We start from the raw sequence: 23,835 nt of genomic DNA, 5'->3' as shown, positions 1-23,835 counted from the left end.
AGAACGATGGCCAATAGACCGAAACGTTTGCTTTTACTTGGAGGGTTACGCTATCTTGTACCAGTAATCAATGCTGCCCATGAAGAGGGATATTACGTCATCACGTGTGATTATATACCGGATAATATTGCGCATGCGTATTCCGATGAGTATCATAACGTGAGTATTATTGACAAGGAAGCCGTTCTTCAATTAGCTCGGATACTGAAGATCGATGGAATTATGTCATTTGCCGTTGATCCGGGAGTGGTTACGGCAGCTTATGTTGCCGAGCAAATGGGGTTACCGGGTAATCCGTTTAAGTCAGTTGAGATATTACAAAATAAGGATAAATTCAGGTCTTTTCTTCAACAAAATCATTTTAATGTTCCCCGTTCCAAAGGATATCGGGATTTGGAGTCTTTATTGGAGGAGATGGATTATTTTTCGTTCCCGGTTATTATCAAGCCCACGGATTCTGCGGGTAGCAAGGGGGTGACGAGAGTTGACAACCCGAAGGAGTTACGGGAAGCGGTAGAATCAGCATTAAGTTGCTCTTTATCGGGAAATTTTATTGTTGAAGAGTTTATAGATAAAAAAGGATATTCTTCAGATTCTGACGGATTCTCGGTTAATGGAGAATTGAAATTTGTTTCATTTTCAGATCAAAGGTTTGATGATCGTGCTGCGAATCCGTATACGCCATCTGCATTTAGTTGGCCTGCCACGATGGAGCAGGGACATCAGGATGTGTTGAAAGATGAGATTCAGAGATTATTAACTTTATTAGGAATGCGAACTTCGGTCTATAATATAGAAACCCGAGTGGGTCAGGATAATAAGCCGTATATCATGGAGTTATCTCCTCGCGGTGGAGGAAATAGGTTATCGGAGATGCTTAAATATGCAACGGGGGAGGATCTGATAAAAAATGCAGTAAGAGCAGCTGTTGGAGATACTATAGAAAGTATGTCCTCGCCTCGGTATAACGGTTTTTGGGCAGAAATTATATTACATGGGGATAAGCCGGGTAGATTTGAACGAATAGAGATTGCGGAGGTAATAAAATCTTCGGTTGTCGAGTTGGATTTATGGATCGAGAAAGGAGATGGGATAAAAGCATTTAATGGTGCAAATGATACTATTGGAACTTTAGTTTTAAAATTCGATACACGGGAACAATTAATGGAAACGATGGATAAAACGAGTGATTGGTTAAAAGTTATTATTCAATAGTATAAACAAATTAGAATGGATAGCAGGAAGAAAGTTTTGGTACTTGGTGGCAACGTTCCTCATCGGACTTTGATTCATAAATTAAAATTAAAGGGGTATTTTATAGTCTTGATAGATTATCTGGATAATCCTCCGGCAAAAAGTGTTGCGGATGAGCATATTCAAATAAGTACGTTGGATAAAGAGAAAGTACTTGAAGTCGCTAGAAAAGTGAAGCCGGAATATATCGTTAATGTTTGCAACGATCAAGCTATCACCACTGCGGCTTATGTTGCAGAGAAGTTAGGGGTATCTTATCCTTATGGTTATGAAACTTCATTAAATATTACCGATAAAGGGCGAATGAAAAGGATTATGCGGGACAATTGCATTCCTACGGCTTGCTTTATTCATGTGAATGAAGAATTGGAAGGGAGGAGCGTGAATTTGAATTATCCTTTGGTCGTAAAACCTTCCGACACGACAGGTTCAAAAGGAGTGAAGAAAGTTACAAATGATAAGGCATTAAGCATGGCAGTAAAAGATGCCTTGAATCTAAGCCCGAGTCATAATGTGATTGTTGAAGAATTTATTCCCGGCAAGGAATTTCAGATTGACTGTTTTATTCAGGATGGACTTGTCGATGTAATTATGATCCGTCAAAAGTTGAAATTTGTGGAAGGCGAAATCTCATCTCCGTTGGGGTCGCTTATTCAGATAAATTTGCCTGAAACAGAGCGTAATTTATTATATGATATTGCCACAAGGATTTCCAAAGCTTTTGGTATAAATAACAATACATTATTTATGCAAGTAATCATGAATGGTAATGAGATTAACGTGATCGAGTTTGGCGTAAGGATTGGTGGTGGGTGGAGCTACAAAATGATAAAAGAGATTACCGGATTCGATTATTTGGAAGCGGCAATGAATTCTATATTGGGCATAAAAACTCCGATTACTTATTCTTTGCCCCAAGAGTTCTATATGAGTAATTTTCTTTTTTCTAAGGAAGGTGTGTTTGAAGAGGTTGTAGGATTACAGGAATTGAAAGAGGAGGGGGCTATCGATGATTTTGAAATTTTTCTAGAAAAAGGAAGATTCATAGACGGAGTGGTTGCGAATAGAAATAGAGTTGCTATTTATCTAGTAAAAGGCAAAACATTGAATGTGCTTTTTGAGAAGGTGCATAAAGTTTTGGATGTTTTGGATATACATGATTGTCACAAAAATTCTCTTCTATATAAAAGTATGTATGACATGGCTTTGCCAGTAATCGAAAAGAACCTATAATAATTTTTATATGCGTCATCATTTATACAATTCTGGTTTTGTATTTGTTGAGAAACCAATAGAATTTACTAAAAATACTCCGAAAGAAGTTCTGCAATATTGCTTGGGAGCTACTTTGTATATGCCTGCCATAAAGGATTTTGCAAAAGTCATCATTAATAAAGAGATGTTGGGATTAACTTCCATGGTCATGTGTTTTGAAGATGCAATCAAAGAGGAAGATATTCCTTTAGCAGAAAAAAATGCTATTTTGACTTTGGAGAAATTGTTAAGTGCAATTGATGAAGGGATCATAACTGAAAACGATGTACCGTTGATTTTTTTCCGAGTACGTACTCCCGAGCAGTTTGCAAGTTTCTCTAAACATATCCAAAAAGAACATTTAAGGATTTTTGCCGGTTTTGTTTTTCCCAAGTTTAACTCGAGTAACGGAGTGGGATATTTCGAACAGTTGAAAGCTATCGGAAATAGGCATGGGGAATTGATTTATGGTATGCCGATATTGGAAGGTCGGGAATTAGCATTCAAGGAAAGCCGTTATGATGAATTGAAAGGTGTAAAAGATATTATAGACACCAATAAGGATAGCATTCTGAATGTCAGGGTTGGAGCAACGGATTTTTCGTCATGTTTTGGCGTGCGTAGAGGAATCGATTATACGATCTATGATATGATTACTGTTCGAGAGATTTTGATGGATGTTTTGAATACGTTTGGTCGAGATAATGACTATGTGGTATCCGGACCTGTTTGGGAATACTTTTTAGCTAACAAGAACATGAAATTCACGGAAATACCGCAGCACAATATTCAAACTTCTCTTTTGAAGAGGGAGGAGATCATAAATGAAGCTGTGGACGGATTGCTGAGAGAGGTAATTTTGGATAAAGCGAATGGATTTATCGGAAAAACAATTATCCACCCGTCTCATCTGAAATACGTGAATGCTTTGCAGGCTGTAATTAGAGAGGAATATGAGGATGCTAAGCAGATACTGAATGTGTCGGGAGGCGTGGTGAAAAGTGCGAACTGCAACAAGATGAACGAGATAAAGCCTCATCGTAGTTGGGCTAAAAAAATATATATGAAAGCACAGGCTTATGGAGTTATAGAGGATGAGTCATGTTATTCATTGTTGTTTAGATAAAGAGGCAGATATGGTACAAATCGTTTATACTCCGATATCAGATGAAACAATTCGTTTGCTGGCTGTGGGTGATATGATAAAGATAACCGGCTACATTTACACCGGGCGTGACGCAGTGCTTCCTAAAATAGTTTCTTTAATAGAGCGTGATCAAATAAAAGATACTAAAATCAATTTGCAAGGAAGTGTGATTTTTCATACGGCCGTAAGTCCGGCTGGAGTGGGACCAACGTCTAGTAATAAGTTGGAAATAGAAAGTTCTATTCCTATTTTATCAAAGGCTGGGGTGAAACTTCATTTAGGGAAGGGGGCAATTAGCGAGAGAACGGTGAAAGAATTGCAACATTATAATTCGGTTTATGCCGTGATGCCTCCCGTGACGGCATTATTGAAAAATCAGACGAATAGCGTGGAATTGATCGCTTTCCCGGAATTAGGGATGGAGGCTTTTTATACGTTGAATGTATTTGAATATCCGGCTATTATTGCCGCAGCTCATGGTAAGAGTATTTATCACGGGTAACAAGATATGTGAATGATGAATCAAGTTGTAATAGACAAGGTAAAAGAGGCTTTGATAACGGCAAGTTCTGGTTTCAGAGAAGATCAGAAAGAAGCCTATCGCAGGGCAATTGAACAAGAAGGGCATTTACAGTCTTGTTGGGTGCTAAAAACATTATTGGAAAACGCTCTTGTTGCACAGAGTAGGAAAAGTCCTTTATGTGACGATACGGGGATTCCGCATCTTTTTTTAGAAATCGGAAAAAACAATGTGCTTACCGGTGATTTATTAGAAAATATAAAAGAGGGGGTAAGAGAAGGCTTGAAATGCCTGCCCGGAAGACCGATGGCGATAAAAGGAAATACTTGTGAACGATTGGACCAGTCTGGTGGTTTGGATGATGATCCCCAAGCTTTGCAACCGGCACCTGTTTTAATAAAAAGTATAGATGAAGATATACTTCGGTTACATGTTTTGATGTTGGGTGGAGGTCCCGCGATAAGAGGAAAAACTTATCGTGTATTTCATCGGCATAACGTGAATGTTGTGATAGATGAGATTGTCGCTTGGTCTAAAGATGCAGTAGCACAACTGGGATGTACTCCGTGTACATTGGCTGTTGGTATTGGTCGCACTCAATTTGAAGCGACATCGATGATGATAGAATCCATGGTTTATGGTAATTATGGTGTGCAGAGTGAGTTGGAAAATGAAATTACCCGAAAAGTAAATGAATCGAATGTTGGAGCATTAGGCTTAGGAGGAAATGTTAGTGTATTAGCGACATTTTTGAACGTTGGTCCGCAAAGAGCGAGTGGGGTTCGAATTGTTTGCCTTCGTCCATGTTGTTGTGTTGAACCTCGAAGGGCTTGTGTAATATTATAGATAATATGAAAAAAGAGTTTTTCCGATTGTTGAGATTTTTATTGAAAAAAAGTCCTTTGTTCTCAAAATTGTTTCTTTGTGCGTGGAAGTTGTTAAGGAGAAAAAATTATGATTTTATTGATATCCAAACCAAATCGTGGATTGCGGATATCTCAGATAAAGAACGGGCTAAACGTGTTCATTTTGAGATGATGCGTGACTTTTGGATTTATGGTGCATTACCGGAAGATTACGCTTTTTATAATTTTGAATATTTGAACCCGAGGGGGAAAGAACAGTATGTGACTGATAGATTGCGCTATAAGCTTTTATATCAAGTAAATGACCGGGAAGATGATTATACTTTTATTAATAAATACAAGGCATATATTACGTTTCAGCCATATTATCTGCGGGATGCCGTTCTGGTGAGAGATGAAAATGATCGTGAATTATTTGAAGATTTTTTTAAACGATATAGTGAAGTTGTGATAAAAAGGGCTGAATTCTCTAGAGGTAGAGATGTACTGCTACTGTCTTCTGACAAAATAGATGTGGAGGCAGAGTTTACTAAACTCATGGAAAATAATGACGGGCATGGGTATATTTTGGAGGAAAAGATTATTCAGAGAGAAGAAATGGCGAAATTGAATCCTTCATCAGTAAATACGGTTAGAATACCAACTTGTATCACGGAAAACGGAGTCGAAATATTCCATCCTGTAGTAAGAATGGGACGGGCTGGAAGTTTCGTGGACAATGGATCACAGGGAGGAATTTTTGCTGCGATAGATATAAAAGCAGGTATTGTTTCTTCCCCGGGGAAGGATAAAGAATGTTTTAAATATATTGTACACCCGGATTCAGGCGTACAGATTGTCGGATTTCAGATTCCCATGTGGAAGGAACTGGTGGAAACAGTTAAGAATGTGGCAATGATAGTGCCTTCAACCAAATATGTCGGTTGGGATATGGCTTTTACAGATAAAGGGTGGGTTGTTGTGGAGGGAAATAATTATGGACAATTTTTTTTACTACAAATGCCTGCAGAGCAGGGGTTCCGATACGAGTTTGAAGATCTGATGAAAATTAAATCTTAAAGAATGTGTACAGGGGCGATCATTTCTAGAAACATTGCGGAAACAGGAAGACCGATATTGTTGAAACATCGGGATATATCTTTTTCCTTAAGTAATCATCGAGGAAATAGAATCGAGTATGAGTCGAGTGTCCGTTTTGGAAAGAAAGGAATTATTTCGGTCGTTGATTCTCATAGTTTAGACGAATGTAGTTCTTTATGTGGGATGAATGTTGCCGGTTTTGCGATAATTAATACTGCAACATATAATTTGGGAACAAGAGATTTTAACAATCAGATAGCACCTTCGAAATTAATGTATAAGGCATTAGCAGAATGTGAGAATGCGATAGGGTTTGAAAAAATGCTTGAGCGAACAGCTCGTAAGATGATGCCTGCTAATTATGGAATTATTGATAAGGATGGAAATGCTTTTTACTATGAAGTGGGGGAAGTTTCATGGACAAGAATAGATGTAAATAACGTAAAAGATAACCACATCACATTCACTAATTTTTCACAATCCGGAAATAAAAATAATCGAATAGGTTTGGAGCGATGCGTTACAGCAACAGCAATCATGAATGAAACAATAGAAAGGGAAAAAATAATCACCCCTCGATCTTTATTTGATCATATTTCCCGTTCTTTTCGAAATGAGTTTATAAATATTGATTTGAAAAAACAAGATAATCCGTTTGGAGATTATTTTATTGATGGAATCTTTATTCCGTTGAAAACGACAACTTTTTCTGCAGCATTTCAAGGCGGTGTGGCTTGGGTCATGTTGGGATATCCCCCTGCCAGTGTTGTTGTTCCGGTATTAATGAACCGGGAATTGCCCCCTTTTATGTGTAAATCAGGGGAGTGGCAAACAGCAGAAATTTGCAATAAGTCTTTTGAATTGAAAAAGAAAATTTTTGATATAAACGTGGGAGAAGGAAATAAGTATTTCAATTTTAATCGGCTTTACAATACGGCAGGTACGGGCTATATGCAACAAATTGAGGAGTTGGAGGATTGGATGTATGAAAATTTTGATCCAACCTTTAGCGAGATAAGTTTGGCTGATTTTTATAAGGAATATTATAATCGAATAGAGAATACGTACAATTGCATTTTGTCGGAAAAAACAAAAGATGATCAATACTCCGAATTTCGATTATGTGGATTCGATCAGAAATTCGATATAATAATACCCAGGAAAGAGTGTTACGCGAAACGTGTATTGAAAACCTTGTTAAATAAATGAATATATGCAAGACGGTAAAGAAAAAATAATATTACATGTTGTTAGTGATACATTATTTTTTGATTCTATATCCGAGAGATTTGAAGCACTGGATGGGTATAAAAATATTTACTTGTTTCGAGCTCCTAAAATAGAAATGCATGATATTAAAAGGATTCGACAAAAAGAAAAATTGATTTATACTAAATCAGAGAAAGAATGGGGCAGATATTTTGCATTGCCGGAGGTCAATATCGTTTTCTTTCACGGGTTATTTTATGATGCTTATAAATCATATAAATATATATCCGAAGATAAAAAGGTGATATGGTGGACATATGGCAAGGATCTATATGAAGCCAATAAATACGTTTCTCCCTTATTGGATTTGAAATTGTATAAAAAAGTCACAGGAAGATGTTTTCCTTGCCTCAAGAGAAAATTATTGACGGATTTATCTCGTGTTTACGGAGTTTTACGAGGGAATATACCTAGAAAAAGATGGATTAAAAGAGTTGATTATTGTTCTACTGTATTTCCAATTGAATATGTTTTGTTGAAACAATTACGATATTTCAGAGCAGAGCCTTTTATGTTGAGAGGAGTTCGAGGTTTTGGAGAGTATAAACCAGTTGTAAAGGAACAAGCGGGAGATATTATTGTTGGTCATTCGGCAACTTACACGGATAATCATTTAGACGTCATTGAGAAGATAAAACATTGTTCCTTGCATACTAGAAAAATAATAATGCCTATTAATTATGGATATGAAGATTTTAAGGCGATACTTAGAAAATATAAAAATATCGGAGGAGCAGAAGTCATTCATTTAGAAAAAGTTTTGCCTAGGAAAGAATATTTTGAATTAGTAGGAAATTGTACGCATGCTATTTTTGGAGCGGTTCGCCAACAGGCTGTGGGAAATATTAACGGATGTATGAAAACGGGGGTAAAAGTGTTTTTGTTCAAGGATAGCATGGACTATAAACAGTTTAAACAAGATGGATATATCATTTATTCAATAGAAGACGATCTAAATCAGGAAGAACTTGATAAACCCTTATCTCGGGAAGAAGTTTACCACAATTGGAAAACATTTTATGCAATACTTGGTTTCAACAATGCGGCAGATGTTCAAGCCAATGTGCAGAAACAATTTGATTCTTTGTATGAAAACGAATAGATTCTGGATTTTACTCTTAATATGTTTTTCTCTTTTCCCGGAAGATCTACTTGGTTGCACTTCCATTATTATTACGGGGAAATTAACTAAAGATGGTCGTCCTTTATTATTGAAACAACGGGATGGAGGTAATGAAAATAATCGAATTGAATCATTCCATGGAGAAAAGTATGATTTTATAACTCTTGTAAACAGTGAATATGTGCAAAAAGATTTAGTTTGGTGTGGGATAAATGAAATGGGGCTTGCTATTACGAGTAACGCTTCCAATAATTTAGGAAACCGGGAAAATGGGGGATATAGTTCTCCTAAAGTTATATATCTTGCATTAGCTAAATGTAAGAATTTGCAAGAATTCGAGTGTTTGTTGGACAGTATTAAATTGTTTGTCCCGACGAACTTTGGAGCCATTGATGCCGGGGGGGGAGCGGCTTATTATGAAGTGGGAGAAACAAATTGGACGAAATTTGATGTTAACGATCCGTCTGTTGCACCTGATGGATATTTAGTGCGGACGAACTTTTCTTTCTCGGGAAATATGTTAGAACAAAATGGGATCGAGAGGTATCGGACTGCCAATAAAATTGTGGCAGAACATTTAGGCAAGAAAGATTTTTCGGCAAAATGGATTTTTAATAATATCTGCCGTTCATTTCGGAGAGAAGACCTGAAACATGACCTTTCAAAACTAAGAAAGAATGTTGGTACTTCAACTTATTTTGATGAATCCAAGTATATTGCCAGTCAATATTCTGTTGCATCCGTTGTTTTTCAGGGAGTCCGGGTAGATGAATCTCCCAGAAATGCTGTCATGTGGACTCTTTTGGGATGGGCTCCAACCGGCTTTGTAGTTCCCTTGCAAGTCAATCGAATTTTACCGGCTTATGTCCAGAGCAAGAATGATACGGATCTTAATAGTATTCTCTGCGATCAATCTATTCATCTAAAAAGAAGAGTGTTTATAAAGAAAGGAAATTTAAAAGAACTTGATAAACAATTACTGTTCGGTTCTAGAGGTTTATTAAACAATATTCGAGGAATAGAGAGAAATATGTTTGGAACTTTTGAAAAAAAAGGACGAAATTTTTCTGATGAAGAATTGCATACTTTTTATGGAAAATATAATAACGAAATAATGCATTACTATCAATATATAAAATAATTATGAAAGAATTGGTCATTATAGGAGCTGGAGGAATGGGACGCACTTTTTTTGATTGGATAAGGGAAAGTATAGGGTATGGAAAAGAGTTTATTATAAAAGGTTTTATTGATGATAACCTTCATGCATTAGATGGTTTTGAAAATTATCCACCAATGCTGGGTATGATTAATGAGTATATTCCTCAACAGAATGATGTTTTTACTTGTTCGATGGGGGGGGATGCAAAGAAAATATGTTGCGAAAAAATAGTAGCTAGAGGAGGCGTATTTAGAAATATTATTCACTCTACCGCACGTGTCGGAACTAATGTAAAATTGGGGACTGGTAATGTTGTCGGTGCTTATGTGGCATTGGGTGCGGATTCACGAATGGGGAATTACAATCTTATTCAAAGCTATAGTATTGTAGGGCATGACGCTATAATTGGTGACTGGAATCGAATCGATACACATGTGACTTGTGTTGGGGGAATAAAGATAGAAGATGAAGCGACAATACATACATCGGCTGTTTTGAATCATAAAGTTGTTATTGGAAATAGAGCAAAAGTTGCTGCTTGTAGTTTCGTCATAAGAAAAGTGAAAGAAGGAACAACTGTGATGGGAAATCCCGCTAAAATAATGAGTTTATAATTAAAAATATATAATGATGGAAATATTGAAATTTGTAGAACTGGTAGCGGAACAATTTAATGAAACGGATAGATGTGAATTTACCGCTGAAACACAATTTAAACAATTAAAGGAATGGGATTCTTTAATAGCTCTTTCTATAATTGGAATGGTTGATGAAGAGTATGGAATCACAATCCAGGGAGAGGACATTCGGAATGCCGGAACAATAAACGATCTTTTTATTCATGTAAAGGCAAAACAATAGTGGATGTGTCATATAATCCGTTTTCTCTTTCCGGTAAAGTTATTTTAGTAACGGGAGCGGCAGGGGGAATAGGGCGGGCAATAGCCGTGGAATGTGCCAAGTCTGGTGCGAGGGTAATTATGACGGATATCAATGAAGAAGGGCTGAAGGAAACTTTAGCTTCCCTTGATAATAATTCCGGTCAAGAACATATTTATTATAGGGCAAATCTTACAGAGGAGCGGGAAATAGCAGAGTTAATCACGTTTATTCCCGGTCTGGATGGATTTGTTTGTAATGCCGGAGTGATGAAACTGGCGTTAACACAGTTTATCACGACAGATGAGATCGAGAGAATTCAACGTATTAATTTAATTGCTCCGATGTTATTGACTAAATATCTCGTGAAAATGAGAAAAGTCAGTAAGGGTTCTTCTTTAGTTTTCACGGCTTCGGCGGGTGGTGTTTATCGTGTTTCTCCGGGGAATGCAATTTATGCGACCACAAAGTGTGGGGTCGATGCATTTATGAGGACAGTGGCTTTGGAACTAGGTCCTCGGGGAATCAGATGCAATAGCGTTAATCCCGGTATGGTAGAAACAAATTTAACTCATGCCGGTCAGTTTACAGATGAACAGCGTCAAAAAGAGTTATTGAATTATCCATTGGGGAGATTTGGTAAGCCGGCAGATGTGGCTTTGGCTATTATTTATCTATTATCAGATGCTTCATCTTGGGTAACAGGTACGGCTTTAAAGATAGATGGTGGCATGACTTTAAGCTAACGTGTATGGAACAATTATTGCAAAACAAGGTTTGTATTATTACCGGAGCGGCACAGGGAATTGGAAAGGCTATTGCAGAACAATTTGCTGCAGATGGTGGAATCGTGTATGCTTGTGACAGACAGCCTAACAGTATGAACGAATGGTCGGAGGAGTGTTCTCGGAAATACGTAACGAAAGTAATTCCGTTATATTTTGATATCACGGATACGGTAGAAGTGAAAAATGCTTTCATGGCTATTAATAAAAAAGAGGGGAAAATAGATGCGTTGATTAATAATGCCGGAGTGGTGTTTAATAAAAAATTAGGCATGATTGTTAGGGAAGAAATGGAATTGATGTTTAAAATCAACGTGATAGCCGTGATAGAAATGATACAATTGGCAGCTCGTCTGATGGCTCGCAATAAGAGGGGGTCTATTGTTAATATGGCATCGGTTACGGCCATGTTAGGTTCTCCGGGACAAGTAGCTTATTCTGCTACGAAAGGAGCTATTGTTTCGATGACGAAGTCGGCAGCTAAAGAGTTAGCCCCGAGTGGAATAAGAGTTAATGCCGTTGCTCCTGGAATTATAAAAACGGAACGTTTCACGGAATTATATGAGGCTACTGGAGATAAGATTGACGAGCGGATTAGGAGAATAGCTCTTGGGCGATTAGGTAATCCGGAAGATATTGCTAATGCATGTGCCTTTTTAGCTTCAGATCGGTCATCTTATATATCGGGACAAATTTTAGGTGTCGATGGTTGCGCCTCAATATAGACAGAAATGATTTTAAATATAGATAAACACGAGGTCGGCTCCATTGCAGTGATAGACTCTGCGGGTAACGAGCTAAGCTATGGGGGACTGGTGGAATTTTCAGAAGAACTTGTAAAAGTAATTCCTGTTCGTTCTGTTGTATTCTTGCTCGCTGGCAATGACACGGGGGGAATAGCATGGAGTATAGGTCTTATCAATAACGGGATCATTCCGTTATTGTTAAATTCCCAGACAGATAAGGATTTGTTCGAGAATTTGTATGCTATATATAGACCGGCTTTTCTCTGTGTACCGGCAGAAGGTGCGGTAGAGTATGGATTTGAATGTAAGACGGAACGATGGGGATATGCTTTATTGGAAACGGGTAATAAGCGTTATCCGGTATATGAAGAATTATCTCACCTTCTTCCCACGTCAGGCTCCACGGGAAGCCCTAAGTTAGTACGGCATAGCTTTGAGAATATAGAGGCTTCTGCTCTGAATATCTCGACTTTTTTTAATTTGAAAGCAGGAGACCGTCCGTTGTTGGTGTTGCCTTTATATTACACGATGGGATTATCAGTCGTTTTTAGCCATTTGTATGTAGGTGCAACGATTCTTGTAACCAATTTAAGCATGACTCAACGGGAGTTTTGGATGTTTTTGAAAGAAAAGAAAGCGACGAGTTTCACGGGAGTGCCGTATAGTTTCGAAATTTTGCGTCTGATGCGTTTCTTTAAAATGGACTTGCCCGATTTAGAATTATTGACGCAGGGTGGGGGAAAACTTTCCAGGGAGTTGAATCTGCAATTTGTGGAATATACTCAAAAAACAGGGAAGCGTTGGATTGCAACTTATGGACAAACTGAGGGAACCGCTCGAATGGCATATTTGTCGCCGGAATTTGCGATGTCTAAATGTGGTAGTATTGGCAGGGCTATTCCTAATGGAGAATTGTTTTTAATTGATGAAAAAGGAAGCGTGGTCGAGGAATGTAATCGGGAGGGGGAATTATGTTATCGGGGGCGAAATGTGACCTTGGGATATGCATTGAAAAAAGAAGATTTAGCATTGGGTGATGAAAGAAACGGTTTCTTGCGAACGGGTGATTTAGCCTATCGCGATGAAGATGGATTTTATTATATCGTGGGGCGTATCGGGCGGTTTTTGAAACTTTTCGGGATGCGTGTGGGATTGGATGAATGTGAGCATATTATAAAATCAAGATACCCCATTGATTGTGCCTGCATGGGAACAGACGAAAGAATGCAGGTTTACATTACAGACCCCAAATACAAAGAAAGTGTAAAAGACGAACTGGTAGGAAAAACGAAGCTCGTGGCTTCAGCTTTTGAGATAAAAGTTCTTCCTGAAATACCCAAAAGTAAAGTAGGTAAAATATTATATAGCAAATTAATATAAATGATATGGCAGCAATAGAAAAATATAATCAAGCTTTTGTAGAGGTTTTTGGTGTGAAAGAATCTGCTTTAAACGATCATTTTTCAAAAGATAACATGAAAGAATGGGATTCTGTACATCAACTGAATATTGTGGCTTTCTTGGAAGAAGCGTTTGATATTATGCTTGAACCGGAAGATATTATGAACATGACTTCTTACGAGGAAGGAAAAACTATTCTTGCGAGGTATAATATCGAATTTTAATGTTTATCGTATGGCAAGATGGAATATAAAAAATGTAGCACTTCGGGGAGTTTCACTATGTGTTCCTGACCGGGTCGTGAAAACGGAAGATTTTGAGTTTTTCACGGCAGAGGATGCAGAGGTTTTTAATAACACAGTGGGTATAAAAAGCCGTTACTTGGCACCGGATGATGTTTGTGCCTCCGACCTTTGTCAGGCTGCTGGGGAGAAACTTTTGAATGAGTTGGGGTGGGACAAAGAGAGTGTCGATGTCCTCCTTTTTGAATCGGTAACCGGTGATTACAAGACTCCGCCGACCTCCTGTCTGTTGCAGGATCGCATGGGGTTTTCTCAACATTGCTTTACGATGGATATTCCCATGGGATGTTGTGGTTGTATGTATGCTATGACTATTGGGGCTAATCTACTTTCGGCAGGTAGTGTAAAAAGGGCACTTCTTCTGGTGGGGGATACTGCTGTGAGAATGGGATCCCTTAAAGATAAAAGTAGGGTTCCCTTGTTTGGTGATTGCGGAACGGCTCTTGCGTTGGAATATGATACTGCGGCAGACGAGATAAGGGTTGATTTTCAATCTATGGGAAAAGGAGGAACCGCCTTGATGACCCCTCATGGAGGTTTTCGCCAGCCGGTAACTCCCGAATCGTTTATTTATGAAGATTTTGGTAACGGAATCAAGAGAGCCCCTGTCCATACATTGATAAATGGCATGGATGTGTTTTCCTTCGCCATCTCTCGTCCTCCTCAAACAGTTGCAGCTTTCATGGAAGATTATGGGATTGACAAGGATATGGATATAGACTATTTTCTCATCCATCAGGCAAACAAAATGATTGTCGACCGGGTGGTGAAAAAACTTAAATTGGATGCAACCAAAGTTCCCTATAATTTAGAAGAATACGGCAACCTGGGAGGCGCCTCTTTGCCTTCATTGATGGTTAGCCGGTTGAAAGAACAATTAACGACTAATCCCCAAACATTACTGCTGTCTTCTTTCGGTCTCGGTCTTACCTGGGGAACGATGTTTCTAAAAACTAAACCAATGATTATACCAGATATAATCAGGCTATAATCAAGTATATGTGAATTTATATTTATTTATCAATACAATATTAATCATCATGGAAAAGAAAACATTTAGACAAAGAGTCAGCAAAATAGTACGTGGTACATATACAAATTATTTGAAATACATTAAAAAAGTAGATATCGGGAAGGGTGTTTCAATTTCCCAAAGAATCGATATGGATAAAGTAAATCCGCGAGGAATACACATTGGTGATGAAACCAAAATTTCAGTAGGAGTCATGTTATTAACCCACGATTATTTCCGCGGCAAATATCGAGTAGACACTTATATCGGTAAAAGATGTGTTATTGGCGGAAGAGCAATAATTACTCCTGGCATCACTTTGGGTGACCATGTTTTTGTCGGGGCGGGAAGTGTTGTTACTAAAAGTTTTCCCAGTCATTGCCTGATTGCAGGCAATCCGGCAAGAATAATCCGAACCGGCATTGAGATTAGTGAAAAAAGTCAGATCGTAAATTTTGGAACTTTGGTAAAGCAAAATTAATCATTCGTTATTATAGCATGTATCCCAATTTTTTTAAAAGAATAATCGATTTTTTTATCTCTTTCATCGCGATAATATGCCTATCCCCATTGTTCCTTATCATACCATTGCTTATAAAATTGGAAACAAAAGGTCCTGCATTCTTTTTACAGGAACGGTTGGGCAGGAACGGCAAGGTATTCCGGATAATTAAATTTCGTTCCATGAGAGTGGGTAAAATGAATCAAAAGGATGACTTTGAAAATTATCACAATAACCCCAGGGTAACCAAGGTCGGTAAGTTTATCCGAAAAACAAGTCTTGATGAAATACCTCAGGTAATCAATATCTTGAAAGGAGAAATGGCTTTTATAGGTCCTCGTCCTCCTTTGGTGTACTATCCGAAAGCTTATAGCGATTACACGGATTATGAAAAGAAACGCTTTTCTGTAAAACCGGGACTAAGTGGCTTGACTCAAGTCAGAAATCGTTTTATCGATGACTGGAATCATAATATCCCAATTGATATTGAATACGTGGAAAATCTTTCTTTTATGAATGATTGCAAGTTATTTTTACTGTCTTTCAAATCCTTTTTTATGCAAACAAAATGAAACATCAATTAAAGATTAAATCAATAGAACTCGCCAAGGAACTGCATACGCGAATTGAAAATTTAAATGATTTCGATATTTTTTCATTTTCCTCTCTTGCCGATAAAGTTCCTAATACGGTTACCTTTGCCACTTCAAAGTATTATAAAACCATCGATTTCAATCATTTTCCGGAGGACATTTTATTGATCGCTCCGGTAGAATTTGAAGGAGAAAAACGACAGAATACCATTTACGTGGACAATCCATTAAAAGATTTTCTTCATTTAATAAAAAAATATGTCCGAGATAAACATACACAACCGCCTGGAAATATTCACCATACTGCAATAATTGACCCGCGAGCCATAATCCATCCATCCGTTTCTATCGGGGCATATTCTATCATCGGCATGTGTAAAATTGATGAAGGATCTGTAATTAAAGAACATGTTCATGTATATGACCATGTAGACATAGGAAAAAATGTGATTTTATATTCGTCAACGGAAATCGGGACTGAAGATTTCGGTCCGATAATACAAAAAGATGGAGAAATAGAGATGTTTCCTCAAATCGGCTCATTAATTATAGAGGATGGTGTACAAGTATTCCCCTTCACGGCTATTGGACGGGGAACTTTAGGAGCGACAATAATAAAAAGTGGAGTGAAAATAGATCATTGTTGTCAAATAGGGCATAATACTATAATCGGTACCAACTCAATTATAACAGCCAATAGTATCATTTTGGGAAGTGCTATAATAGGTAAAAATTGTTGGATCGGTTCCGGTTCTATCATAAAAAATCAAATTGAAATTGGGGATGGGGTCACGACGGGGATGGGGTCCGTGATCACGAAATCTATCCCTGGTGGCTATACTGTGGCTGGTAATCCGGCGATAGAACTGCAGCAAATGATACAAGAACGAAAAACGTTAAAACGTTTGATCAATAATGCCCAAGCGGATGAAAAATAGGGTTCTTGTAATTGCTCCACATGCTGATGATGAAATACTCGGATGCGGAGCGACAATGGCGAAACTGGCAGCAGAAGGGAATGATGTGTATGTTTTGATTGTCACGAACGCAAGCATCGGGGCGCCTGAGTTGTACACGGAACAAGGAATAGCGAAAGTAAGAAGGGAGGCAAAAGAAGCGCATCAAATTTTAGGTGTGAAGGATACTTTTTTCATGGATTTCCCGGCTCCCAGGTTGGATACTTATCCATCTTATAAAATCTCAATGGAAATCTCCAAACTTTTTGAGAAATTGATGCCGGAAATGATTTTTATTCCTGGGCTTGGCGATCTACACGTGGATCATGCTGTTTTGTACAGGGCTTGCCTTGTTTCAGCTCGGCCTATTAATAATTACTCGATAAAAAAGATATACACGTATGAAACTTTATCGGAAACGAATTGGGCTCCTCAACAAGGGGGACATGCGTTTGTCCCGAATGTTTATGTCGATGTCACGGATTTTTTACCGAAAAAGTTGGAAGCGTTGCAATGTTTCAAGAATCAGACTAAATGTTACCCGCATTGCCGTTCACTAGAGGCAATAGAAGCCTTGGCTAAATATAGAGGCAGTACTATCGAGAAGATATATTCGGAAGCCTTTATGGTCGAGAGGATTATTATATCTTAAGCATATCTATACAGTAAAATTACATCATAATGAATAAACGTATTTGGATGTCTCTTGCCCACATGGGGGGCCGAGAACAAGAGTTTATACAAGAGGCGTTTGACACGAATTGGGTGGTGCCGTTAGGTCCTAACGTGGACGCTTTTGAGAAATCTTTAAAGGATTATTTAATTGAAAACGAAACAATTGAAAATGAGGGGAAACGGGTGGTGGTATTAAGTGCGGGTACAGCCGCATTGCATTTGGGATTGATCTTGTTGAAAGTGGGATGTGGTGACGAAGTGATTTGTCAAAGTTTCACGTTTTCAGCATCAGCTAACCCGATTGCTTACCAAGGTGCAACTCCTGTGTTTGTGGATAGCGAGCGGGAAACATGGAATATGGACCCGGTACTACTGGAAGAGGCTATTAACGATCGAATAAAAAAGACAGGACGTAAGCCGAAAGCGATTATTCCGGTACATTTATATGGAATGCCAGGCAAGATGGATGACATCATGGCCATAGCTAGGAAATACGGGATTCCCGTGTTGGAGGATGCGGCAGAAGCGTTAGGTTCGGCATATAGAGGGGTTCGATGTGGAATGTTTGGTGATTATGCCATATTGTCGTTTAATGGCAATAAGATAATTACGACATCGGGTGGCGGCGCTTTGATTTGTTCTTGTGAAGAACAGGCTAAACGAGCTTTGTTTTATGCCACACAAGCAAGAGAACAAGCGCCTCATTACCAGCATGAAGAAATAGGTTATAATTATCGCATGAGCAATATATGTGCCGGAATAGGCAGAGGGCAGATGTATGTCTTAAATGAACATATAACCCAAAGGCAAGATATACATGATTTGTATCTCCGCTTGTTGCAAGATGTAAAAGGTGTTCAGGTGATGTGCCAACCGGAAGGTGGGGAATTTAGTTCAAATTATTGGTTGACTTGTATTACCGTGGAGCCTGAGGTAGCCGGTTTTACCCGGGAGGATATTCGTTTAGCATTGGATGCGGATAACATTGAAAGTCGTCCGCTTTGGAAACCGATGCATTTGCAGCCTGTGTTTAAGAACGCTCCTTTTTATGGAAATGGAACGAGTGAACGGTTGTTCGAGATCGGATTGTGTTTACCTTCCGGGCCGACATTGACGAATCGTGATATCGAGAGAATTGTTAAAGTGATAAAGAATTTAATGTGTAAATCCTAATTTTAAATGTATGCATAATAATTTTGGATGGATTATTTTATTTCTGCTCGGGGGAATGTTATTTGCTTCTTGCGGATCCAGAAAGAAAGTCGTGTATTTGCAGGATGTTGATATTAACAAACGAATAAAAGCGGAATGCGAGTATAAAACAGTTATTCATGCAGACGACCTGTTATCCATTATTGTATCGTGTGATGATCTTGAGTCTGCTTTGCCTTTTAACACACCGATGATCGGTTTGGGGCGTGAGGTGAATGCTACTTCGACTCAACAGATTCCTAGAGGTTATTTAGTAGACAAAAGAGGGGAGATAGATTTTCCTGTATTAGGGAAGTTAAAAGTGGAAGGAATTTCAAGAAATGAGTTGGCAGAAATGTTGAAAGAGAAATTATCCGTTTACTTGAAAAATCCGATTGTGACAATTCAATTCCAGAATTTTAAGGTAACTGTTCTTGGGGAGGTCCGGAATCCTGGTAGTTATAAAGTGGTTAGTGAACGAGTTTCTTTGTTTGATGCATTAGGGATGGCAGGCGATTTACAAATAAATGCAATACGTAAAAATGTATTGATTATGCGGGAACAAGGGGATGAGAAAATATTTGCACGGGTGGATCTGACATCCAGTGAATTTATAGATTCTCCTTTTTTCTATTTACAGCAAAATGATGTTGTGTATGTAGAACCTAATCGAGGAAGAATAGCGGGTGGAAGTGTAAGTGCTTTTTTGCCTTATATATTATCAAGTATGTCTACAATCGTGGCTCTTGTGACTTTGATAGTGAAGTAGTGTAAATAATAATGGTGAATACATGAAAACAAATAACGTGGATAATAACTCTTTTTCCCAAATGGAAGAAGAGGAGTATTTTGATTTGCGATCATTTTTTTATAGGGTGTGGGGCGTTTGGTGGTGGTTTTTCATTTCAGTTCCTTTGTGCGCGGGGATTGCTTTATATATAGGTTTTAGTACGACGCCTATTTATGAAATAGGGGCAAAGGTAATGATTAGCGATTCTAAAAAAGGAGAAATCGGGGTAAACCCGATGCTCAAAGAATTGGGATTGTTCCAGGGGAATATGTTGGTTGAAAATGAAATGATCGAATTAATGTCAAAAAATTTGATACGAGATGTTGTAAAAGAATTGGAATTGAACATTAATTATACCCGTGAGAATATCATGCGGAATGAGGAATTGTATAAAGATTCTCCTGTGAAAATTCTCGTGGATTTGCCTCAAAATATCAAAGATACAACTTTCTACCTTGTATTTGGGGAGGAGGATAAAATCCAAATATGTAATACAAGTAAAGAGGTGCTTTTTGAAGGAGGGTATTCCCAAATTATTCCTATGGGAAATTATAGAATGACTGTAGAGAAGAATATCGGATTGCCCAAAGTCGGTGACGAGATACTCGTCAAAATGCAATCATTTGAATCGGCGGCTAATAGTTTTCATAAACGAATGGAAGTTACGTTGCTTGAAAAAAATACGAGTGCCGTACAAATTTTTTTAGAGGATGTATCTCCGGAGCGCGGTAAAGATTTCCTTTATACTCTTATTCAAAAATACAATGAAAATGGTATTGATGATAAACAATTGGTTTCGGCGAAAACCGTAGAATTTATTAATGATCGCCTTCTGGTCATTAATAAAGAATTAGGGGATATCGAAAATGATGCAGAGGCTTTTAAAAAGAAAAATCAGTTGACGAATCTAGCTTCGGATGCAGCATTAGTAATGGAACGTAAAAAAGTAACAGAGGCCGAGTTGTTAAAAATGGAAATAGAGATGGACGTGGTCAAAAATGTACGCTCTTATCTGGAAGATGCAGGGGAAAAAGAATTTGAAATATTGCCGGAACAACTGGGATTGACTGATGAAACATTGAATAGTGGGATCGCCAAGTATAATGAAATGGTGCTTCGGAGAGGTAAATTGTTATTATCCGCCCGCCCGAGTAATCCCATCGTAACGGGCTTGGAAATGCAGCTAAGAGAGTTAAAAGTGAGTATTCTAGCGGCGATTGCAAATGTAGAAAAAGGGTTGGATATAAAAATTAAAAGTTTGTCGAAGGAAAGCCAACTTGTGGAGAAAAAATTAACCTCCGTACCAACGCAGGAAAAGCAATATCGGTCCATCGCTCGCGAACAAGAATTGAAAGAAAATCTCTTTTTGTTTTTAATGCAAAAGCGGGAGGAAGCGGAAATCGCGAAGTTGATGTATGTCCCTATGGCTAAAATTATTGAGAATCCAGATCCAGGAGAGAATCCAGTGGCACCTCGGAAAAAAATAATTTTATTTATAGGAATGCTTATCGGGATTGCGTTACCCATAGGAGGAATTATTTTGAAAGATCGATGGGATACGAAAGTTAGAGATGTGGCAGAAGTAGAAAAAGTAATACATTCGCCTTTACTGGGAACACTGCCACAGTTACAAGAAGGTAAGACCTCTGTTGACCAGGATGATTTCATGATGTCGGAATCGATGCATTTGATCCGGGAAAATTTGAATTACCTGATCAAGCAGAAAGAAGCTCCCGTGATTATGGTATCGTCCACGATTCCGAGAGAAGGAAAATCCTTGGTTGCGGCTCATTTGGCGAATGCTTATGCCAAAGCTGGCAAGAAAGTTGTCGTTATTGGTTGTGACTTGCGGAATCCTCGATTGAACGAGTATTTCAACCGGGAAAACAGAAAAGGATTGTCGGCTTATCTTGCCGGAATGGAAGATGATCCGGTTAAAATCATGGAGAAAGTGGATGATAATCTTTACGTGATATTCGGGGGAACCGTGCCGCCGAATCCGACACAATTGGTTGCCAGCCCCCGTATGGGAGTGTTGTTGGAATATCTAAAGAAAGAATTTTCGTATGTTATCATGGATACTCCTCCCTTGGGAATTTTGGCGGATGGTTTTTCGTTGAGCGTGTACGCAGATGCCTGCGTGTACGTGATACGGGCAAACGTGTTGGACAAAAAAGGATTGAGAGTAATTTCCGATTTGGAAAAAGGAGATCGTCTGGCAAATCTGGGAATCGTGGTGAATGGAATTAAGTTGAGCCGTTCCGGGGGTTATGGCTACGGTTATGGCTACGGTTATGGCTATGGCTACGGTTACGGCTATGGTCAAGGAAATGAAAAGAAGAAGAAAGCCTCGAAGTAATTTTAGATTTATTTTAATTTATAACATGAGTTTATTCCGTAGAGAACCTAAACAGTTTTTCTTTTACGAGCATGATATGCATTCCCATATATTGCCGGGATTGGATGACGGGGTGAAGACGATCGAAGAGTCGGTTGCTATCGTGAAAAGCATGTTGGCTCTGGGGGTGAAAAGGTTTTCTTTTACCCCTCATATTTCTTTTCCCTCGCCCATGAACACCCCGGAGATTATTCGGGAGCGATTGGATTTACTAAAGGCACGTCTTTTGAAAGAAGATATTCATTTGGATGCGGATGCCGGGGCGGAATATAAGGTGGGAGAATATATGTTGGAGTTGATCGAACAAGATGCGATAGCTTCGTTCCGGGATAGAATGGTTTTGATAGAACATAGCTTCGTGTCCCCGGCTCCTTCTTTTGAAGAAGTCGTTTTCCGCTTGCAGGAGCGGGAATACCATCCCGTGTTGGCTCATCCGGAACGTTATCCGTTCTATGCCGGGGCAATTTTAGAGCGGGTGAAGGCTCTGAAAGAACGTGGTTGCCGAATGCAGGTGAATTTATTGTCTTTTGTCGGATTTTACGGGAAAGAGGCTCAAAAAGGAGCACTGGTTCTTGCCGATGCGGGGGCGATAGATTATCTTTCCGGGGATATTCATTCATATCGCCAAGTGGAACACTTGGAAAAATTCGTGAAATCGAAATATTCCGCTCATTTATTTAAATGTATGAACTTGTGATTTAGACCGTACGTCGGATCATAATGACTAGTATAACCTCGGGTGAAAGCCCGAGGTTTTTTTATTATATTTTTTTTTGAAATTCCATCTTTGCTTGCGATGCTTCTTTCGAATCGGAAATATTTTACCCTTATTAACTGAAGAACCAAAGAGAAACCGTGGAAAATCCGAGGTAATCGTCTCTCACTGTCGTGTTGCGGACGTTTTCGCTCTAGTGTTTCTATATAAAAGATTATAGGATGTCTACGGCAAAAACGGAGATACAACGGGAGTGGGGTATGATTTGGGTTAATCTTCTTTGGGTTTACAGTGGCTTCTCTGTAGGTTCATGTACTAATAATTATGTGCAAATATGAACTGTAGAAGGTGTATTTGTATTGATTTTTAGAGTATTATTTATCGATCGTTTATTGCGTTGCAAATATACGCCATTTTTTATTATCACAAATCTTTCTCGTGTATTTTTTCATTTCTCGAAATTAAGCGATTACAATTTTATGGTTAGAAGACTCAAAATGGCTTTCGCTCATATCACGAAACGATCATTTTTTGATATAAAATATCGTTTATCGTAACAGCTTTCACGCATCCATAATCCATAGTGCTGTTTAAGCGGGGCGCATGAAACACGTGGCAATAAATCAGGACCGGTAACAGGGTTAGTGCGCGAAGCGCGTCCGGGCGACTGATAGAATAAACATTTACATGATTGGGGATAAGGAATTACACTGGTATGTCGCTCATACGCGGGTGAACCAAGAATTATTGATCAAGAAAAAACTGGACGAACTGGAAATCGAGAATTTCCTTCCACTGGAGGAACAAGTCCGGGAAACACCGCTTGGTCGGAAGTCGTTTCGTGTACCTTTGATTCATGGTATGATTTTTATCCGCACGGACAAGGCAACGAGTTTCTCCTTGCTCAACGAGTATTCCCTGAACATGGTTTACCTGAAAGATATCGAGGGACGTTGTTCCCTGGTCGTTCCCGACAAACAGATGAAGGATTTCATGTTCCTGCTGGATTTTTCACCCGAGGGCATCGAGGTGTTCGATAACAATCTTCGGCGGGGTGACCGTGTCCGGGTGGTTAAAGGACCGCTGGTGGGGCTGGAAGGTGAGTTGGTTCGCTTGCGGGGTCACAAGCGGGTGGTGATTCGCCTGGAGGGAGTGGCATCGATTGCCACGTCTTATATCCCGGGTTCATTCTTGGAAAAGATAGAGTAAAAGAAA

The 23,835-nt window shown here is 38.8% G+C and carries 25 protein-coding genes; all 25 read left to right on the top strand.

Translation table 11 applies throughout. From position 1 onward, the window contains the following. Positions 1 to 6: 6 nt before the first annotated feature. On the top strand, positions 7 to 1,215 hold the full coding sequence (locus A3CY_RS0108315; protein ID WP_018337453.1) for an ATP-grasp domain-containing protein: 1,209 nt from the start codon (positions 7 to 9) through the stop codon (positions 1,213 to 1,215). Between the two features lie 15 nt (positions 1,216 to 1,230). After that, positions 1,231 to 2,487 (top strand): ATP-grasp domain-containing protein, encoded by a 1,257-nt coding sequence (locus A3CY_RS20590; protein WP_018337452.1) that lies wholly within the window; start codon positions 1,231 to 1,233, stop codon positions 2,485 to 2,487. Between the two features lie 10 nt (positions 2,488 to 2,497). Continuing rightward, entirely contained in the window at positions 2,498 to 3,634 is a 1,137-nt protein-coding gene (locus A3CY_RS0108305; RefSeq protein ID WP_018337451.1) for an HpcH/HpaI aldolase/citrate lyase family protein, read from the top strand. A 10-nt stretch (positions 3,635 to 3,644) separates the two neighbouring features. Beyond that, positions 3,645 to 4,157 (top strand): fumarate hydratase C-terminal domain-containing protein, encoded by a 513-nt coding sequence (locus A3CY_RS0108300; protein WP_026207452.1) that lies wholly within the window; start codon positions 3,645 to 3,647, stop codon positions 4,155 to 4,157. A 12-nt stretch (positions 4,158 to 4,169) separates the two neighbouring features. Next, positions 4,170 to 5,021, top strand: a complete 852-nt coding sequence (locus tag A3CY_RS0108295) for a fumarate hydratase (protein ID WP_240388134.1) — start codon at positions 4,170 to 4,172, stop codon at positions 5,019 to 5,021. Positions 5,022 to 5,026: 5 nt separating this feature from the next. Next, entirely contained in the window at positions 5,027 to 6,100 is a 1,074-nt protein-coding gene (locus A3CY_RS0108290) for a sugar-transfer associated ATP-grasp domain-containing protein (protein WP_026207451.1), read from the top strand. Between the two features lie 3 nt (positions 6,101 to 6,103). Beyond that, positions 6,104 to 7,330: a hypothetical protein gene (locus tag A3CY_RS0108285; protein WP_018337447.1), complete on the top strand. Its 1,227-nt coding sequence runs from the start codon at positions 6,104 to 6,106 to the stop codon at positions 7,328 to 7,330. A gap of 4 nt (positions 7,331 to 7,334) precedes the next feature. Then, positions 7,335 to 8,492 (top strand): TDP-N-acetylfucosamine:lipid II N-acetylfucosaminyltransferase, encoded by a 1,158-nt coding sequence (locus A3CY_RS0108280; protein WP_018337446.1) that lies wholly within the window; start codon positions 7,335 to 7,337, stop codon positions 8,490 to 8,492. Beyond that, positions 8,479 to 9,654 carry a carcinine hydrolase/isopenicillin-N N-acyltransferase family protein gene (locus A3CY_RS20585; protein WP_018337445.1) on the top strand — a complete coding sequence of 392 codons (1,176 nt, stop codon included), beginning with the start codon at positions 8,479 to 8,481 and terminating at the stop codon, positions 9,652 to 9,654. The genes A3CY_RS0108280 and A3CY_RS20585 overlap by 14 nt, the downstream gene beginning before the upstream one ends. Positions 9,655 to 9,656: 2 nt before the next feature. After that, entirely contained in the window at positions 9,657 to 10,289 is a 633-nt protein-coding gene (locus A3CY_RS0108270) for a PglD-related sugar-binding protein (protein ID WP_018337444.1), read from the top strand. A gap of 16 nt (positions 10,290 to 10,305) precedes the next feature. Next, entirely contained in the window at positions 10,306 to 10,536 is a 231-nt protein-coding gene (locus A3CY_RS0108265) for an acyl carrier protein (RefSeq protein ID WP_018337443.1), read from the top strand. Positions 10,537 to 10,541: 5 nt separating this feature from the next. Continuing rightward, a complete protein-coding gene (locus A3CY_RS0108260) occupies positions 10,542 to 11,300 on the top strand; it encodes an SDR family NAD(P)-dependent oxidoreductase (RefSeq protein WP_026207450.1) in 759 nt (252 codons plus the stop codon). A 5-nt stretch (positions 11,301 to 11,305) separates the two neighbouring features. After that, positions 11,306 to 12,064, top strand: coding sequence for an SDR family NAD(P)-dependent oxidoreductase (locus tag A3CY_RS0108255; protein WP_018337441.1), 759 nt, complete (start codon positions 11,306 to 11,308; stop codon positions 12,062 to 12,064). Positions 12,065 to 12,070: 6 nt separating this feature from the next. Further along, positions 12,071 to 13,465: an AMP-binding protein gene (locus A3CY_RS0108250; protein WP_018337440.1), complete on the top strand. Its 1,395-nt coding sequence runs from the start codon at positions 12,071 to 12,073 to the stop codon at positions 13,463 to 13,465. Positions 13,466 to 13,470: 5 nt separating this feature from the next. Beyond that, positions 13,471 to 13,710 carry an acyl carrier protein gene (locus A3CY_RS0108245; protein ID WP_018337439.1) on the top strand — a complete coding sequence of 80 codons (240 nt, stop codon included), beginning with the start codon at positions 13,471 to 13,473 and terminating at the stop codon, positions 13,708 to 13,710. A gap of 10 nt (positions 13,711 to 13,720) precedes the next feature. After that, on the top strand, positions 13,721 to 14,779 hold the full coding sequence (locus A3CY_RS0108240) for a 3-oxoacyl-ACP synthase III family protein (protein ID WP_018337438.1): 1,059 nt from the start codon (positions 13,721 to 13,723) through the stop codon (positions 14,777 to 14,779). A gap of 49 nt (positions 14,780 to 14,828) precedes the next feature. Then, positions 14,829 to 15,281 carry an acyltransferase gene (locus A3CY_RS0108235; RefSeq protein WP_018337437.1) on the top strand — a complete coding sequence of 151 codons (453 nt, stop codon included), beginning with the start codon at positions 14,829 to 14,831 and terminating at the stop codon, positions 15,279 to 15,281. A 17-nt stretch (positions 15,282 to 15,298) separates the two neighbouring features. Continuing rightward, positions 15,299 to 15,874 (top strand): sugar transferase, encoded by a 576-nt coding sequence (locus tag A3CY_RS20580; RefSeq protein WP_051082693.1) that lies wholly within the window; start codon positions 15,299 to 15,301, stop codon positions 15,872 to 15,874. Then, complete coding sequence (locus tag A3CY_RS20575; RefSeq protein WP_018337434.1) at positions 15,871 to 16,833, top strand: DapH/DapD/GlmU-related protein; 963 nt, start codon at positions 15,871 to 15,873, stop codon at positions 16,831 to 16,833. Before A3CY_RS20580 ends, A3CY_RS20575 begins: the two co-directional genes overlap by 4 nt. After that, complete coding sequence (locus A3CY_RS0108220) at positions 16,823 to 17,503, top strand: PIG-L deacetylase family protein (protein ID WP_026207449.1); 681 nt, start codon at positions 16,823 to 16,825, stop codon at positions 17,501 to 17,503. Before A3CY_RS20575 ends, A3CY_RS0108220 begins: the two co-directional genes overlap by 11 nt. 29 nt (positions 17,504 to 17,532) lie before the next feature. Then, on the top strand, positions 17,533 to 18,699 hold the full coding sequence (locus A3CY_RS0108215) for a DegT/DnrJ/EryC1/StrS family aminotransferase (protein ID WP_018337432.1): 1,167 nt from the start codon (positions 17,533 to 17,535) through the stop codon (positions 18,697 to 18,699). A gap of 10 nt (positions 18,700 to 18,709) precedes the next feature. Further along, positions 18,710 to 19,486, top strand: a complete 777-nt coding sequence (locus A3CY_RS0108210; RefSeq protein ID WP_018337431.1) for a polysaccharide biosynthesis/export family protein — start codon at positions 18,710 to 18,712, stop codon at positions 19,484 to 19,486. Between the two features lie 22 nt (positions 19,487 to 19,508). After that, positions 19,509 to 21,866 (top strand): GumC family protein, encoded by a 2,358-nt coding sequence (locus tag A3CY_RS0108205; RefSeq protein WP_240388133.1) that lies wholly within the window; start codon positions 19,509 to 19,511, stop codon positions 21,864 to 21,866. A gap of 25 nt (positions 21,867 to 21,891) precedes the next feature. Beyond that, on the top strand, positions 21,892 to 22,602 hold the full coding sequence (locus A3CY_RS20570; RefSeq protein WP_018337429.1) for a tyrosine-protein phosphatase: 711 nt from the start codon (positions 21,892 to 21,894) through the stop codon (positions 22,600 to 22,602). Between the two features lie 705 nt (positions 22,603 to 23,307). After that, on the top strand, positions 23,308 to 23,829 hold the full coding sequence (locus A3CY_RS0108195) for a UpxY family transcription antiterminator (protein WP_018337428.1): 522 nt from the start codon (positions 23,308 to 23,310) through the stop codon (positions 23,827 to 23,829). Positions 23,830 to 23,835: the final 6 nt, after the last annotated feature.

Origin of the sequence: Butyricimonas synergistica DSM 23225 (assembly GCF_000379665.1) — a bacterium.
In the GTDB taxonomy this organism is placed as follows: domain Bacteria; phylum Bacteroidota; class Bacteroidia; order Bacteroidales; family Marinifilaceae; genus Butyricimonas; species Butyricimonas synergistica.
The sequence above is the reverse complement of the archived record's forward strand: the minus strand, read 5'-3'. Positions and strand labels throughout refer to the sequence as shown.